We start from the raw sequence: 14,712 nt of genomic DNA on the forward strand, positions 1-14,712 counted from the left end.
TGAACAGAATGAAGCACGACACCACCAGCGGCATCGAACCCGACTTCCCGCCATCTCGCCAGGATCAGGACCCAGTTCTGCGCTACTACGAAGCCGAGATGCGCTATCTGCGCGAGTCGGGCCGCGAGTTCGCGCGCGCTCATCCCGACCGCGCCCGCATGCTCAATCTCGATCGCGTCGGTGACCGCGATCCGTACGTCGAACGCTTATACGAAGGCTTCGCGTTCCTCACCGGCCGCTTGCAGCAGAAACTCGACGACGAACTCCCCGAACTGACCGAAGGACTCGTGAGCCTGCTATGGCCGCATTACCTGCGCATGATCCCGTCGCTGTCGATCGTCGAATTGATCCCGCGTATGGAGAAACACGAGCGCACCGAACAAGTGCCCGCAGGCGTAACGGTCCGATCCAAACCGATTCCGGTGACCCGAGACGCATCGGACGGTATTACACAGAAGAACGTCCAATGCCTGTATCGCACGACGCAGCCGGTGGACTTGCACCCCGTGCGTCTGGAGCAGGCGGGACCGGGCGTGCGTCACGATGGCCGCTCGATCATCCGGCTCGCCTTCAGACTCGATGCCGCCGCCAAGCGCAACGAAACCGACCTCTCGCGCCTGCGCCTGCACCTGAGCGCCGATCAGCCCGTCGCGTTCGCCATGCACCTCGCGCTCACGCGACACGTGCATGCGATCGACTGGCGTATCCCTGAAGTGCGCGATGGCGAAGCTCTACCGCTCGATGGCGTGACGATCGAACCGGCTGGCTTCTCGCCCGAAGAACGCCTTTGGCCCAAGTCCGACGCGGCGTTCGCGGGCTATCAACTGCTGCTCGAATACTTCACGTTCCGCGAAAAATTCCTGTTCGTCGATATCTGCGGTCTCGACGTGAACGAGCTGCCGGAACGCTCCACGCATTTCGAACTGGAAATCGTGCTGAAAGAAACCTATCCGCACGACATGCGCTTCAGCAAAGACAACGTGCGGCTGTTCTGCACGCCGGTCATCAATCTGTTCGAACTGGACGCCGAACCGCTCGTGATCGACCATCATGAAACGGAATACCGCGTGATTCCGGCGAGCCATCAGGGCGAGCACATCGAAACCTATTCCGTCGATGGCGTGGTCGGCTTCGATCACGTCACAGCGCAAAGTTTTGAATACGTGCCGTTCTCGAACTTCCGTCATCGCGGCGGCATGATGCGGCACGAGTCGCCCGAGCGCTATTTCCATACGCGCGTGCGCCCCGGCATGGACGGCCTGCATGAGACGTGGCTGATCTTCGGCGGCAACGCATGGGAGTCGATGGAGGACTTGCCGGAAGAAAGCGTGTCACTGCGCGTGACCGGCACGAATGGCCTGTTGCCGCGCAAGGGCCTGCGTGAAGCACGCATCGACGAAATGGTGGGCGGCGCAGCAGAGCTTGTCGGCGTGAGAAACCTCGTCGCGCCGACGATGCCGCTGTACCCGCCGACCGGCGATCGCTTCCAGTGGCGCGTGCTGTCACACCTCGCGCCCAACTTCCTGTCGATGATGAATGCCGAAGTGTTGCGCGGTGCGCTGGCGCTTTACGACTGGACCAATGACGAACTCAATCGCAGGCGGCTGGCGGGCATTCTGTGGGTATCGGAGACGCTGCTCGAAGAGGTGTCGGGCGGGGCCGTAGAGCGTGGCGTGTTGATCGAAGTGACGATCGATTCGCAGGCGTTCTCGGGTGACGGCGATGTGATGTTGTTCGGCGAACTGCTGCATCGGTTCTTCGAGCTTTACGCGGAGATCAACCTGTTCACGAAGCTCGAGGTCATCAGTCTGCCGACGCAGAAGCGCGTCGAATGGCCGCGCGGCAAGACGTGGCGCTCGCCACTATGAAACCGCGCGATCTGCCCGATATGCAACAGTCGATCGAACCGCTTATCGCGGCTTTGCTCGCACATGCGCCGGCGATGAGCTTCACGCAACTGTGCCGATCGCTTGAAGCAAGCCACCCCGAGATGGCAAACGGCTTTGGCTTTTGCGAGCGAGACACGCACGAGCATGAGCCGGTGCGCTTTGGCTCGCATCCTTGCATGGGTTTCCCTGCGGGCGAGATCGCGCGTGTCGAACTCGATGACTCTAGCGATGGCCCGTACGCTGTTCCATTGCCGCCCGTCGTTCGCACGACTTTCATGGGTCTGTACGGTGTCGATGCCGCGATGCCGAGCCATTACCTCGACGATATCGCGCAACGCGAAGAAGGACACGAAGCGGTCGAAGCGTTCCTCGATCAGTTCCATCACCGATTCGTGACGCTGCTGTATCGCACATGGAAGAAGTATCGCTATACCGAAACCTTCCGTTACGGCGGAGCCGATACCCATTCGCAAAACCTGCTCTGTCTTGCGGGTTTCGGTTGGGGCAACAAGCCCGCGCGCGCCGGTGAGCGACGGTGTTGGACGGGATGTTGGACGGAAAAAGCCGGATTTTCCTTGTAAATTCCTATCCATGAGGGGTTCAGCCTCAAACCCGTCTTTGCTTTGCAAAGAAAGTAACCCCCCGCCGGGGAGGCGACTACTAAACCAAAACGCAAGATAGCGGCCCAACTTCTCAACCGCGCCGAATAAGGAATGCAACCCGCTAAGCGGTTCGGAAGCTGCTTTCTTTGGTAACTTTTTGCAGCCGCAAAGAAAGCTACTCCGGCAGGAGACGGCTACTAAACCAAAACGCAAGACAACGACAAAACCCAAACCCACCGCGCCCGCAAAAGCAGCAAAAAACCTTCTCAACCCTTCCTCAACAAACTAACCCCATAAACCAAAGCCGCGAGCATCGTAATCCAGAAACTGGTAGGCCAATCCGTGTAATAGGCAAGCGTCAACCCCACCCAAGCCTGCGCGAGCGCAAAAAGACCAGCCAACACCAACCCCGACGACAACCGCGTCGTCAAATTCTGCGCAGCGGCAGCCGGCCCGACCATCAACGCAAAAACGAGCAACACTCCGACGATCTGCGTACAAGCCGCCACGGCCAACGCGGTAATCGCAAGAAACAACGTCGACACGAGCCGCAGCGAAACCCCTTTCGCCTCCGCCAGCTCCGGCTGCAGCGAAGCAAACAACAGCGGCCGCATGATCACCGCCAACGCGCCCAGACTCACGACCGCAAGCCCCGCCAGCACGATCAACACGCTGTGACTCACGCCCAGCACATTGCCGAACAAGAGAGCCGTAGCCTGCGTCGCATAAGCCGTGAAGAAGTGCAGAAACAACAAACCGAAGCCAAGCGATAGCGACAAAATCACGCCAATCGCCACGTCACGTCCCGCGAGCTTCTCGCCGAGCGCGCCCATGCCGACGCCCGCCGCAAGTGTGACGCCAATCATCCCCCAAAGCGGCGGCAGGCCGATCAACACGGCGCCCGTTGCGCCCGTGAAGCCGACATGCGACAACGCGTGACCCGCGAACGTCTGCCCGCGCAGCACCAGAAAATAGCCGACGATCCCCGACAGCACCGCGACGATCCCCGACGCCGCGAATGCGTTGACCATGAAGTCGTATTCAAACATTGTGCGTATGCTTTCCCTTCGTGTCGTGACCGTGCGCATGCGCGTGGCCATGACCGTGATCGTGCTCATGCTCGTGCCCATGAGCATGTTCGTCGCCTTCTTCGTGCGCATGATCGAGCTTGTCGATCTCCACATCGCCCGACATCACGAAGATGCGGCCGTTCACGCGCATCACGTCGATCGGCGAGCCATACAGCTTCGACAACACCGGCTTCGAGATGACTTCATCGACCGTGCCGAGCGCCGCGCGTCCATTGCCGAGATACAGCACGCGGTCGAGCGAGTTGAGCAGCGGATTGAGTTCATGCGCCGAGAACAACACGGTGATGTTCAATTCGCGCTGCACACGCCGCACGAGTTCGACCACGCTCGTCTGATGCCGCGGGTCCAGACTGATGAGCGGTTCATCGAGCAAGAGAAGGCGCGGATCGCCGAGCAGACATTGCGCAAGCAGCAAGCGCTGCCGCTCGCCTCCCGACAACTCGGACAGCGGCCGCCCGGCGAGCTGCACCGCGCCGACGAGATCGAGCACGCGCTCGACATCCGCGCGAATGCGGGCATTGCGATGCGGCACGCCCCAGTGATGTCCGTCCGCCGCCATCGCGACGAAATCGCGGCCCAACACTCGCCGGCCCGCAAGCCCGCTGCGAATCTGCGGCATATAGCCAATGGTCGGATTGCCGCGCACCACCGCCGCGCCGTTCACGCGAATCGATCCGCCGGCGAGCGGCACGAGGCCGAGCAGCGCGCGCATGAGCGTGGTCTTGCCCGCGCCGTTCGGCCCGAGCACGCCGATGAATTCGCCCGTGTGGACGGTGAAACTTGCGTCGTCGAGGATCGTGCGGCCGCCGAGTTCCAGCGTCACGCGATCGACTTCGAGCGCGGGTCCCGAGTGAACGCTCATCTTTGCCATCCTTGCAAGGCGCCCGATAACGAATCGAGCTGAATCAGCATCCATTGCTGATAGGTCTTGTTGGCAGGCAACGTCTCCGTCACGCTGACGCTAGGCAAATGCGCGTCCTTCGCCACGTTGAGCAGGCGTTTCGTGAGCGCGCCCGTCGCCTGGCTGTTGTAGATGAGCACGTGCACGCGCCGCTCGCTCAGATCCTTTTCGAAAGCGGCGATATCGGCGGGACTCGGCTCGGTCTCGTTCATCTCGGCCATCTGGAAGCGCTGATTGCGCATCTCGAAGCCGATGGCATCGGCCATATAGCCGAACACCGGCTCGGTGGCCGTCACTGGCACGCCTTTGAAGTGTGCGCGCAATTGCGCGACGCTGGCATCGATCGGCTTGAGCGAATTCAGGAAGGTCGCGAGGCGCGCGTCGTAATCGCTCTTGTGGGACGGGTCCGCGCTCACGAGATACTGGCTCACCGCTTTTGCGACGGCGGGCATGGTCGCCGGGTCGTACCAGAGATGCGGATTGTCGCCGGACTTCTTGCCGACAAGCTGCGCCGCGACGATTATCGTGCGCGTGTCGTTCTTTCTCGATGCCGCGAGCAGTTTGTCCATCCATGGATCGTAGTCCGCGCCGTTGTAGACGACCAGCGCCGCGTGCTGAAGCGCACGCGCGGTCTTCGGGCTGGCTTCGAAGAGATGCGGATCTTCATCCGGATTGCTGAGGATGCTCGTCACCTGCACGTGATCGCCGCCGAGCTGGCGGATCACATCGCCATAGAAGTTTTCAGCCGCCACGACGGGCACGCGCGTGGCTTGCGCGAAAGCTCCCTGGCAAAAGCCGAATGCGGCGACGAGGCAGGTGAGGACATGCGCGAGTTTCATCGGGTTCCTTGAGTCGTTGAAGGGCGTGCCGGCGCGGTGCGGCAGGGGCAAGGTTCGTGGCTCGAACGACGTGCGCTCAGGCGTGGCGGTGCTTCTTCTGGCAATCGCTGCACAGTCCGCTCAATTCGACGACCTGATGCCGTACTTCGAAGCCATGCGCAGGCGGCGTGGCCGAAAGCGACGAAGCCAGATCGCGGCCCTGTATTTCGAGCGTGTTGCCGCAGTCGTCGCAGATAAGGAACTGGCTTTCGTGCGGCTTGCCCGCATCGCAGCAGGCGACGAACGCGTTCTTCGATTCGATGCGATGCACGAAGCCGTTCTCGACCAGGAAGTCGAGCGCGCGATAAACAGTGGTGGGCGGCACGCGCGCGCCGCGCTTCGGCTCCATTGCGTCGATGAGGTCGTAGGCGCCGATCGGCTTGTGCGCCTTCAGCACGAGTTCGTACACGTGCCGGCGCAAGGGTGTGAGCGCGACGCCGCGCTCGATGGCCAGCGCTTCCGCGCGAGCGAGCATGGTTTCGACGGATGCGGTCATGTTGAGGCTCGGTGTCCGGGTTTGATGCATGACACGGCGTTCATGTCGAATGCCGAATCGGAGAATTCCGAGATGATATAACGTATCAGCGTCGAGTGCACCTTTAGGAACGACCGTTGCTCGGAGCAGCGACTGGCGCGGCTTTCCGCCGCGGACGCAATTGCGCGTCGCACCATCGAAACTGGTTTTCCCGCCTTGACACTTCTCTACACAACGCCGATCATTCGACCACACAAAGAGCAATTGATCGAAGCCAGAGCGTTCGCTCACTTCGAACCAAAAAAATCTCGGAGATGTCGGTGAGATTGAGCGACAAGGTGGCGATCATCACGGTTGCCACGAGTGGGATGGGCGAAGCGGTGGCGCGGTCTTTTCTTGAAGAAGGCGCGAAGCTCTTGGTCGATGACGAGAGCGAACTCCGTCGGCGCTCCGAAGACGCTGGCGAACGCGTGCATGTGTTCGAGCGCATCGTCGCCAAGACCGTCGAGCGTTCCGGCGGTATCGACGTTCCTTTCAGTCACGCGGCGCTCATCGACATGCACCCAATCCTCGGCAAATCGCGGGATATCCACGGCCATGTCTTCGCGGTCAACGACATCATGGCCCGCAAGCTCAGCGTCGAAAAGCGGCAAGCGGACGAGTTGACGGCCCTTGCAGCGCGAGGCGCACCGTCTATAGTGAAACGGCACGATGAGCACGCAAGGTAGGGCGCAAGACCAAAGAAGGCAGCGAAAGGTAAGAGGCGATACCGCAGCGAAGATTCAAAAGAAAACCCGAAGCAAAACCGGAATCCACGCGATATCCATCGCGCATCCCTGAGGCAGCAGGCAGCGGCACACCGGCGCTTGCGAGACAGGCACCGACGGCATCGAAGACATCGCCGCACGGCCTGTTTCCCGCATGGCGCCCATGCCAACAAAAAAGGAGACGCACCACAATGAAACGCATCCACACTATCGTTCGGACAGAGCCGCGTGCACAGCTTGCCGTGACCGGCGTCGTCGCATCGCTCATCGCGGCAAGCGCGGCCTTCGTGCCGCCTGCGCAAGCAGCGACCACCATCACGGTGGCCACGCTCAACAACCCGGACATGATCGAGCTGAAGAAGCTCTCGCCCGCGTTCGAGAAGGCCAATCCGGACATCCAGCTGAAGTGGGTGATTCTCGAGGAAAACGTGCTGCGTCAGCGCGCCACCACCGACATCACGACCAACAGCGGCCAGTTCGACGTGCTCACCATCGGCACGTACGAAGCGCCGCAGTGGGGCAAGCGTGGCTGGCTCACGCCGATGGCCAATCTGCCCGCGAACTACGATCTCGACGACGTGGTGAAAACCGCCCGCGACGGTCTCTCGTACAACGGCCAGCTCTATGCGCTGCCGTTCTACGTCGAAAGCTCGATGACCTATTACCGTAAGGATCTGTTCGACGCGGCCGGCCTCAAGATGCCCGATCAGCCGACCTACGATCAAATCAAGCAATTCGCCGACAAGCTGACCGACAAGGCCAAGGGCCAATACGGCATCTGCCTGCGCGGCAAGGCAGGCTGGGGCGAGAACATGGCCTTCGTTTCGACGGTGGTGAACACCTTCGGCGGCCGCTGGTTCGACGAACAATGGAAGGCGCAGCTCGATTCGCCCGAATGGCACAAGGCCGTGTCGTTCTATGCGGACTTGCTCAAGGCCGACGGCCCTCCGGGAGCGAGCTCCAACGGCTTCAACGAAAACCTCACGCTGATGTCCTCGGGCAAGTGCGCAATGTGGATCGACGCGACGGTTGCCGCCGGCATGCTCTACAACAAGGCGCAGTCGCAGGTCTCGGACAAGATCGGCTTTGCCGCCGCGCCGATCGCCGTGACGCCGAAGGGCTCGCACTGGCTGTGGTCGTGGTCGCTCGCGATCCCGAAGACGTCGAAGCAGCAGGACGCCGCGAAGAAGTTCGCCGCGTGGGCCACGTCGAAGGAATATATAGAAATGGTCGGCAAGGACGAGGGCTGGGCCTCGGTGCCGCCGGGCACGCGCAAGTCCACCTACGCGCGCCCCGAGTACAAACAGGCCGCGCCGTTCGGCGACTTCGTGCTGGCGGCGATCGAAAGCGCCAATCCGAACGATGCGTCGCTCAAGAAGGTGCCGTATAGCGGCATCCAGTTCGTGGGCATCCCCGAGTTCCAGTCGTTCGGCACGGTAGTCGGTCAGTCGATCGCCGGCGTTGTCGCGAATCAGGGCAGCGTCGATAGCGCGCTCAAGGCCGCCAACGCGGCAGCCGATCGCGCAGTGAAACAGGCGGGCTATCAGAAGTAAGTCACGTAGTTCGCAGGCCGCGCGTCTTCGCCCTCCGAAGATGCGCGGCCGGTCAATCATCGAGAGGTGTCACGATGAGTCAACTGAATCCCCCTATCTCCGACCACTACCAGGAGTCCGCGGCCGAGCGCGACAAGAAGCGCGCGAAGTCGGTGCGCTGGCTGATCACGCCCTCGACCGGTCTCCTGTTCTTGTGGATGGCGATCCCGCTCGCGATGACGATCTGGTTTTCGTTCTCGCGCTACAACCTGCTCAATCCCGATGTTAAGGGTTTCGCGGGCTTCGATAACTACGAGTTCCTCGCCACCGACCCGGCGTTCGGCCCGTCCATTGGCCATACGCTGACCCTGATCGGCTCGACGCTCGGCATCACGGTGATCGGCGGCGTGCTGCTCGCCGTGCTGTTCGACCGCAAATTCATCGGGCAGGGCATTGCGCGGCTTCTGGTGATTGCGCCGTTCTTCGTCATGCCGACGGTGTCCGCGCTGATCTGGAAGAACATGATCCTGCACCCGGTGTATGGCCTGGTCGCCTCGCTGATGCGTTCCATGGGCATGCAGCCGATCGACTGGTTCGCCGACTACCCGCTCTTCGCGGTCATCATGATCGTGTCGTGGCAATGGCTGCCGTTCGCGTTCCTGATTCTCTTCACGGCGATCCAGTCGCTCGATCAGGAGCAGAAGGAAGCGGCGCGCATCGACGGCGCGGGTCCGTTCGCCATGTTCTTCTTCATCACGCTGCCGCACTTGCGTCGCGCAATCGCCGTCGTCGTGATGATGGAAACCATCTTCCTGCTGTCGATCTTCGCTGAAATCTATACGACCACCGGCGGCGGTCCGGGCACCGCGACCACCAACCTGTCGTATCTCATCTATGCGCTCGGTCTGCAGCAGTTCGATGTCGGTCTCGCATCGGCGGGCGGCATCCTCGCGGTGATCCTCGCGAACGTGGTTGCGTTCTTCCTCGTGAGAATGCTCGCGAAGAACCTCAAAGGGGAGTACGAGTCATGAGCACTCAACCGGTTTCCACCAGGCCGCCCGTGCCCGTGTTCGAACATGTGAAGCGCATCGCGCCCGGCATTGTTGCGTGGATCGTTTCGATCCTGTTGTTCTTCCCCATCTTCTGGATGACGATCACCGCGTTCAAGACCGAGCAGCAGGCATACTCGTCGTCGCTTTTCTTCACGCCGACGCTCGACAGCTTCCGCGAGGTCTTTGCGCGCAGCAACTACTGGGGCTTCGCGCTCAACTCGGTGCTGATCTCGCTGGGCGTCACGGTGATCTGCCTGTTGCTCGCCGTGCCCTGCGCCTACGCGATGGCGTTCTTCCCCACGAAGAAGACGCAGAAAGTGCTGCTGTGGATGCTCTCCACGAAGATGATGCCGTCGGTCGGCGTGCTGGTGCCGATCTATCTGTTGTGGAAGAACACGGGCCTGCTCGATACGGTGTCGGGTCTCATCATCGTGTACACGCTGATCAATTTGCCGATTGCCGTGTGGATGGCGTTCACTTACTTCAACGAAGTGCCGCGCGACATTCTCGAAGCGGGACGCATAGACGGCGCGACGACGTGGCAGGAGATAGTCTATCTGCTCATGCCGATGTCGCTGCCGGGACTGGCATCGACCGGTCTCCTGCTCGTGATCCTCTCTTGGAACGAGGCGTTCTGGAGCATCAACCTGTCGAGCTCGAACGCGGCGCCGCTTACCGTGTTCATCGCGTCGTATTCGAGTCCGGAAGGTTTGTTCTGGGCCAAGCTTTCGGCGGCGTCGCTGCTTGCCGTCGCGCCGATTCTCATCGTCGGCTGGCTCTCGCAGAAGCAACTGGTGCGCGGCCTGACCTTCGGCGCGGTGAAGTGAGGCGTACCCAGTGAACCTGACACCTTCCAGAGAAGCCGCGCTCGCAGATCGACTGATGATCTGCGACTGCGACGGCGTGCTCATCGACAGCGAAGCCGTGGCGGCGCGCATGCTCGTCACGGAATTGCAGACGCTGTGGCCAGGCGTCGATATCGAACCCGTGGTGATGCCGCTGCTCGGCTTGCGCATCGAAGCCGTGCTCGCGAGCGCGGCGGACACCGTGAACCGCACGCTCACGCAGGATCAGATCATGTCGATCCGCCGCGCGGTCGAAGCGGCGGCGGTAGAAGCGCCGCCGGTCGCGGGCATCGCCGAGGCGCTTGCCGCCGTGCCGCTCACCAAGGCATGCGCGAGCAACAGCTTCGCGGCTTACGTGGATACCGTCCTGAATCGCACGGGCCTCGTGCAGTTTTTCGGCGACAGGCGCTTCACGGCGGACATGGTGGCGAACCCGAAGCCTGCGCCCGACGTGTATTTAGCGGCGGCGCGCGCGTTGAAGGTCGACCCGTTGCGCTGCCTCGTGGTGGAGGACAGCGTGACCGGCGTGACGGCGGCGCGCGCGGCGGGCATGCAGGTGCTGGGGTTCATCGGCGGAGGACATGCGACGGAAGGACAGATCGGCGCGTTGAAGCGCGCGGGCGCGGAAGTCGTCTTCGACGACATGGCGCGCTTGCCCGCACTCGTCGAACAATGGCTGCAGCATGCGACCTTCGAGACGCCTTGAAAAGAGGCTCGGCTAAGCGTCGCAAACAAAGAAACATGGAGACGGATCATGGCTAGTCTGACACTGCGTAACATCAACAAGCGATATGAAGACACCGAGGTGATGAAGAGTGTCAACCTCGATATCAACGACGGCGAGTTCGTCGTGTTCGTCGGACCGTCGGGCTGTGGCAAGTCCACGCTGATGCGCATGATCGCGGGGCTGGAGGAGATCAGCGGCGGCGATCTGTCGATCGACGGCGTGCGCGTGAACGAATTGCCGCCCGCGAAGCGCGGCATTGCGATGGTGTTTCAGTCGTACGCGCTTTATCCGCACATGACGCTCTACGACAACATGGCGTTCGGACTCAAGCTCGCGGGCGAGAAGAAGCCCGCGATCGATGCGGCCGTGAAGAACGCCGCGAAGATCTTGCATATCGATCACTTGCTGGACCGCAAGCCGAAGCAGTTGTCGGGCGGGCAGCGCCAGCGCGTGGCGATTGGCCGCGCGATCACGCGCAAGCCGAAAGTGTTTCTCTTCGACGAACCGCTTTCCAATCTCGACGCCGCGTTGCGCGTGAAGATGCGCCTGGAATTCGCGCGCCTGCACGACGATCTCAAGACGACGATGATCTACGTGACCCACGATCAGGTCGAAGCAATGACGCTGGCGGACAAGATCGTGGTGCTCTCGGCGGGCAATATCGAGCAGGTCGGCACGCCCAACACGCTGTATCACGCGCCGGCCAACAAGTTCGTGGCGGGTTTTATCGGCTCGCCGAAGATGAACTTTCTCTCGGGCACGGTCGAGCGCATTCAGGACGATGGCGTGCTCGTGAAGTATTCCACCGGCGAGACGCAACTGGCCGGCGTGCTGCCAGGCAATGCCAAGCCCGGCGATGCGGTGACTATCGGCATTCGTCCGGAAGCGTTACAGCCGAACGTTTCGGAATACGGCGTGTCCGCTTCGACGATGACCGTGGAAACGTTAGGCGACGCGGCTTATCTGTACGCGGAGACATCGGTGGCGCCGGACGGCTTGATCTCGCGGATTCCGCCCTTGGAGAAGCACACGCGGGGCGAGAAGCTGAAGGTGGGCGCGTCGCCGGAACACTGCCATTTGTTCAACGCGGACGGCATCGCGTTCAGGCGGCACGTGGTGGAAGCTTATCTCGTGGAGCATCCGGAATTGGCTGTGCCGAGCGTGGCGCGGGCTTGATCTCCGCAGTGGCGCCGGTGTCTCGCGTGGACGCCGGCGTCATGGGACGAGCGATTCAAGCCGCCAGCGCCGCGCGCGCGCAAAGCTCATCCGTCACCAATCCCGACAACCACTTCCCCTTCAACGCCGCGACCAGCGCCGCGCGCTTGCGCTCGCCGCCGGCAAAGCCGATGGTCGGCCGTTTCGGCGGCGAATCGATCCTGAGGCTCGTCGCACGCGCGCCGGTTTTCGAATCGACGCGCGCTCCGTTCGCATCGATCGGCAGGCCGAGCAGTTCCGCCACCGCGCCCGCTTTCATCAACTCGTGGACTTCGGCGTTCGAGATGAACCCGTCCTCGTGCAGCGGACAATTGATGCCCACATTGCCGATGCCGACGAAAGCCACGTCCGCTTTCTGCGCGAGCGCATCCACGATCCGATAAAGACGGTGATTGCACCATTGCGCGCGCTCGGCTTCGCTATCGGCCATGAGCGGCGCGGGCAGCATGAAGTGTTTGCCGCCGGTCTTTTCGGAGAGCTGCTGCGCGACGTCGTAGCGATTGGACGAACCATCGTGCGCAATCGCGCCGACGAGCGACACCAGCCGATGCTGCGGCCGCTCCAGTTGCCCGATCTGCGCGACCACCGCCTTGAGCGTGCGCCCGCTGCTGATGGAGACGACGAGCGGTTTCTCATCGACGAGATAGCGTTCCATCACCTGCGCGCCTGCTACCGCGAGCTTGCGGTCCACTTGCTCGTTGCTGTCGCCGTCGATGGGCACCACTTCGCACATCGCGAGTCCGTAGCGGTCGCTGAGTTGCTTCGCAAGCGAAAGGCAATCGGCGATCTGATGATCGACTCGCACGCGAATCAGGTTCTTTTCGACCGCGAAGGCGACGAGCCGCTGCGCGACAGGTCGCGAGATTTGCAGTTTTTCGGCGATCTCATTCTGAGTATTGCCCGCGACGTAGTAGAGCCACGCGGCGCGCGTCGCCAGATCGAGTTTTTCGTTGGGCTTGGGCACGGTCGTTGAATTGAGTCTGCTTCAGTTGTAGTTCTTTTTATAGCGCGCGGCGCGGTTTATCGTCGGAAACCATCGCCGAATATTTACCCGCACGACCGAAACGCTGCGTTCAGGCCAAGCAAGGCGGCCAATGAATGCCGTTTGGAAAACGAAACAGCCGGCTGCCCGCTTAACGGCAACAGCCGGCTTTCGAACGTCTCTCGGCGTCAGGCTAGTCGCGGACGCGCCGGATCGAACAACGGCCGCACGTGCTGATACAGCTCGCGATAGCCCTTGAGCCGCTGGCGCAACGCCGCGTGGCGCTCGGCATTCGGCGTGAACTCCTGTTTGATGGCAGGTTTGGTCAGCACCGTCGCCGGATCGCCGCCCGCCGCGAGCCAGCCGAGCCGCGCCGCGCCGAGCGCCGCGCCCGTCTCGCCGCCGCCGTGCGTGCGCGTGGGCGTATCGAGCGCATCGGCGAACATTTGGCCCCAGTACGCACTGCGCGCGCCGCCGCCAAGCAGCGACAAGGCATGCGCTTCCGTGCCCGCGGATTGCAAGGCGTCGAGACCATCGGTCAGGGCGAGCGTCACGCCTTCCAGCACCGAATAGCCGAGCAAGGCGCGATCGGTGGCGTGCGTCATGCCGAAGAACACGCCCTGCGCGTAAGGGTCGTTGTGCGGCGTGCGCTCGCCGCTCAAATACGGCAGGAACAAAGGCGCGGTCGATAAGGCATCGGCGGGCAGCGCCTCGATTTCCGCAAGCAGCGTGGGCTCGTCGGTGGACGTGAGCTTGCATACCCAGCGCAGGCAACTCGCCGCCGACAACACCACGCTCATTTGATGCCAGCGGTCCGGAATGGCGTGACAAAACGCATGCACCGCCGATGCCGGATTGGGCCTGAAGCGATCGCCCACCACGCACAACACGCCCGACGTGCCGAGCGAGAGGAAGCCATCGCCGGGTTCGGTTGCGCCGATTCCCACCGCGCTCGCCGCATTGTCGCCGCCGCCTGCCGCAACGATGACGCCATCGGGCAAGGCGAGTTCACGTGCGAGTTCCGGACGCAAGGTGCCCGAAGGCTCGCTGCCTTCGGCAAGCTTCGGCATCTGCTGCCGCGTCATGCTGCACGCGGCGAGCAGTTCGTCCGACCAGTCGCGTCGCGCGACATCGAGCCAAAGCGTGCCGGCGGCATCGGATGGATCGGACACCTTCGTGCCCGTGAGATGCATGCGCAGATAATCCTTCGGCAACAGCACGCAAGCCGTCTGCCGGAAGATTTCCGGCTCGTTGTGCGCGACCCAGAGCAGCTTGGGCGCGGTGAAACCGGGCATCGCCAGATTACCGGCGATCTCGTGCAGATTCGGCGCGCGCTCGTAAAGCTCGGCGCACTCCTTGTCGCTGCGCATGTCGTTCCAGAGGATGGCCGGGCGCAGCACGCGATCGCTCGAATCGAGCAGCACCGCGCCATGCATCTGCCCGGACAGGCCGATGCCGCGCACTTGCGCGAACTCTTTCGGAAACTTGTCGCGCAAGGCGAAGAGGGCGGCGCGCGTGCCTGCCCACCAGTCGAGCGGATTTTGTTCGGACCAGCGCGGTTTCGGGCGCGACACCGTAAAAGGCGTGCCCGCCGTGCCGATTACACTGCCGTCGCTTGCGAGCAGCAGCACTTTCACTTCGGAGGTGCCGAGGTCGATACCTAAATACATGAACGGACCTTTGTCGAAGCCAGGCGCGAAGCCCGGCAGAAAACCGGAGGCGCTAATGTAACGCCGTGCGCCTCAATGCGCCATGA

13 protein-coding genes and 1 pseudogene are annotated in these 14,712 nt (G+C 62.2%); 8 read left to right on the top strand and 6 right to left on the bottom strand.

What is annotated here, in order from left to right; all coding sequences use genetic code 11:
- Positions 1 to 8: 8 nt before the first annotated feature.
- Both tssF and NCR98_RS02705 read left to right on the top strand, forming a co-directional pair.
- A complete protein-coding gene (gene tssF, locus NCR98_RS02700; protein WP_250525458.1) occupies positions 9 to 1,868 on the top strand; it encodes a type VI secretion system baseplate subunit TssF in 1,860 nt (619 codons plus the stop codon).
- A pseudogene (locus NCR98_RS02705) lies at positions 1,832 to 2,416 on the top strand (type VI secretion system baseplate subunit TssG); the annotation flags it as partial. The gene tssF and the pseudogene NCR98_RS02705, both read left to right, overlap by 37 nt.
- Before the next feature lie 341 nt (positions 2,417 to 2,757).
- Here the strand turns inward: NCR98_RS02705 and NCR98_RS02710 are convergent.
- The 4 genes from NCR98_RS02710 to NCR98_RS02725 all read right to left on the bottom strand — a co-directional run bounded on the left by NCR98_RS02710 (position 2,758) and on the right by NCR98_RS02725 (position 5,857).
- Positions 2,758 to 3,540: a metal ABC transporter permease gene (locus NCR98_RS02710; RefSeq protein ID WP_244827172.1), complete on the bottom strand. Its 783-nt coding sequence runs from the start codon at positions 3,538 to 3,540 to the stop codon at positions 2,758 to 2,760.
- Positions 3,533 to 4,444, bottom strand: coding sequence for a metal ABC transporter ATP-binding protein (locus NCR98_RS02715; RefSeq protein ID WP_250508622.1), 912 nt, complete (start codon positions 4,442 to 4,444; stop codon positions 3,533 to 3,535). Before NCR98_RS02715 ends, NCR98_RS02710 begins: the two co-directional genes overlap by 8 nt.
- Positions 4,441 to 5,322 (bottom strand): metal ABC transporter solute-binding protein, encoded by an 882-nt coding sequence (locus tag NCR98_RS02720; protein ID WP_250525459.1) that lies wholly within the window; start codon positions 5,320 to 5,322, stop codon positions 4,441 to 4,443. Before NCR98_RS02720 ends, NCR98_RS02715 begins: the two co-directional genes overlap by 4 nt.
- A gap of 76 nt (positions 5,323 to 5,398) precedes the next feature.
- Positions 5,399 to 5,857, bottom strand: a complete 459-nt coding sequence (locus NCR98_RS02725) for a Fur family transcriptional regulator (RefSeq protein ID WP_244827174.1) — start codon at positions 5,855 to 5,857, stop codon at positions 5,399 to 5,401.
- 116 nt (positions 5,858 to 5,973) lie between these two features.
- Here NCR98_RS02725 and NCR98_RS02730 point away from each other — a divergent pair, with 116 nt between their 5' ends.
- From NCR98_RS02730 to NCR98_RS02755, 6 genes are all read left to right on the top strand, one after another.
- Entirely contained in the window at positions 5,974 to 6,564 is a 591-nt protein-coding gene (locus tag NCR98_RS02730; RefSeq protein ID WP_250525460.1) for a hypothetical protein, read from the top strand.
- Positions 6,565 to 6,794: 230 nt separating this feature from the next.
- Positions 6,795 to 8,156, top strand: a complete 1,362-nt coding sequence (locus NCR98_RS02735) for an ABC transporter substrate-binding protein (RefSeq protein WP_244827176.1) — start codon at positions 6,795 to 6,797, stop codon at positions 8,154 to 8,156.
- Positions 8,157 to 8,230: 74 nt separating this feature from the next.
- Positions 8,231 to 9,166 (top strand): carbohydrate ABC transporter permease, encoded by a 936-nt coding sequence (locus tag NCR98_RS02740; protein WP_244827177.1) that lies wholly within the window; start codon positions 8,231 to 8,233, stop codon positions 9,164 to 9,166.
- Positions 9,163 to 10,014, top strand: coding sequence for a carbohydrate ABC transporter permease (locus NCR98_RS02745; protein ID WP_250525461.1), 852 nt, complete (start codon positions 9,163 to 9,165; stop codon positions 10,012 to 10,014). Before NCR98_RS02740 ends, NCR98_RS02745 begins: the two co-directional genes overlap by 4 nt.
- 55 nt (positions 10,015 to 10,069) lie before the next feature.
- Entirely contained in the window at positions 10,070 to 10,738 is a 669-nt protein-coding gene (locus NCR98_RS02750; RefSeq protein WP_244827969.1) for an HAD family hydrolase, read from the top strand.
- Between the two features lie 48 nt (positions 10,739 to 10,786).
- Positions 10,787 to 11,935 (top strand): ABC transporter ATP-binding protein, encoded by a 1,149-nt coding sequence (locus NCR98_RS02755; RefSeq protein ID WP_244827179.1) that lies wholly within the window; start codon positions 10,787 to 10,789, stop codon positions 11,933 to 11,935.
- Positions 11,936 to 11,990: 55 nt separating this feature from the next.
- Here NCR98_RS02755 and NCR98_RS02760 read toward each other — a convergent pair whose 3' ends face one another.
- Together NCR98_RS02760 and xylB are read right to left on the bottom strand one after the other, a co-directional pair.
- Positions 11,991 to 12,938 (bottom strand): sugar-binding transcriptional regulator, encoded by a 948-nt coding sequence (locus tag NCR98_RS02760; RefSeq protein ID WP_250491869.1) that lies wholly within the window; start codon positions 12,936 to 12,938, stop codon positions 11,991 to 11,993.
- A 206-nt stretch (positions 12,939 to 13,144) separates the two neighbouring features.
- Positions 13,145 to 14,626: a xylulokinase gene (xylB, locus tag NCR98_RS02765; RefSeq protein ID WP_250525462.1), complete on the bottom strand. Its 1,482-nt coding sequence runs from the start codon at positions 14,624 to 14,626 to the stop codon at positions 13,145 to 13,147.
- Positions 14,627 to 14,712: the final 86 nt, after the last annotated feature.

The sequence above is a fragment of the Caballeronia sp. GAWG2-1 genome (assembly GCF_023631405.1).
Lineage (GTDB): Bacteria > Pseudomonadota > Gammaproteobacteria > Burkholderiales > Burkholderiaceae > Caballeronia.

Bases quoted from the DNA above. Each gene is read 5' to 3' on its own strand.
- xylB (WP_250525462.1), bottom strand. From the start codon at position 14,626: ATGTATTTAGGTATCGACCTCGGCACCTCCGAAGTGAAAGTGCTGCTG.
- NCR98_RS02720 (WP_250525459.1), bottom strand. From the start codon at position 5,322: ATGAAACTCGCGCATGTCCTCACCTGCCTCGTCGCCGCATTCGGCTTT.
- NCR98_RS02715 (WP_250508622.1), bottom strand. From the start codon at position 4,444: ATGAGCGTTCACTCGGGACCCGCGCTCGAAGTCGATCGCGTGACGCTG.
- tssF (WP_250525458.1), top strand. From the start codon at position 9: ATGAAGCACGACACCACCAGCGGCATCGAACCCGACTTCCCGCCATCT.
- NCR98_RS02750 (WP_244827969.1), top strand. From the start codon at position 10,070: ATGATCTGCGACTGCGACGGCGTGCTCATCGACAGCGAAGCCGTGGCG.
- NCR98_RS02745 (WP_250525461.1), top strand. From the start codon at position 9,163: ATGAGCACTCAACCGGTTTCCACCAGGCCGCCCGTGCCCGTGTTCGAA.
- NCR98_RS02755 (WP_244827179.1), top strand. From the start codon at position 10,787: ATGGCTAGTCTGACACTGCGTAACATCAACAAGCGATATGAAGACACC.
- NCR98_RS02725 (WP_244827174.1), bottom strand. From the start codon at position 5,857: ATGACCGCATCCGTCGAAACCATGCTCGCTCGCGCGGAAGCGCTGGCC.
- NCR98_RS02710 (WP_244827172.1), bottom strand. From the start codon at position 3,540: ATGTTTGAATACGACTTCATGGTCAACGCATTCGCGGCGTCGGGGATC.
- NCR98_RS02735 (WP_244827176.1), top strand. From the start codon at position 6,795: ATGAAACGCATCCACACTATCGTTCGGACAGAGCCGCGTGCACAGCTT.
- NCR98_RS02740 (WP_244827177.1), top strand. From the start codon at position 8,231: ATGAGTCAACTGAATCCCCCTATCTCCGACCACTACCAGGAGTCCGCG.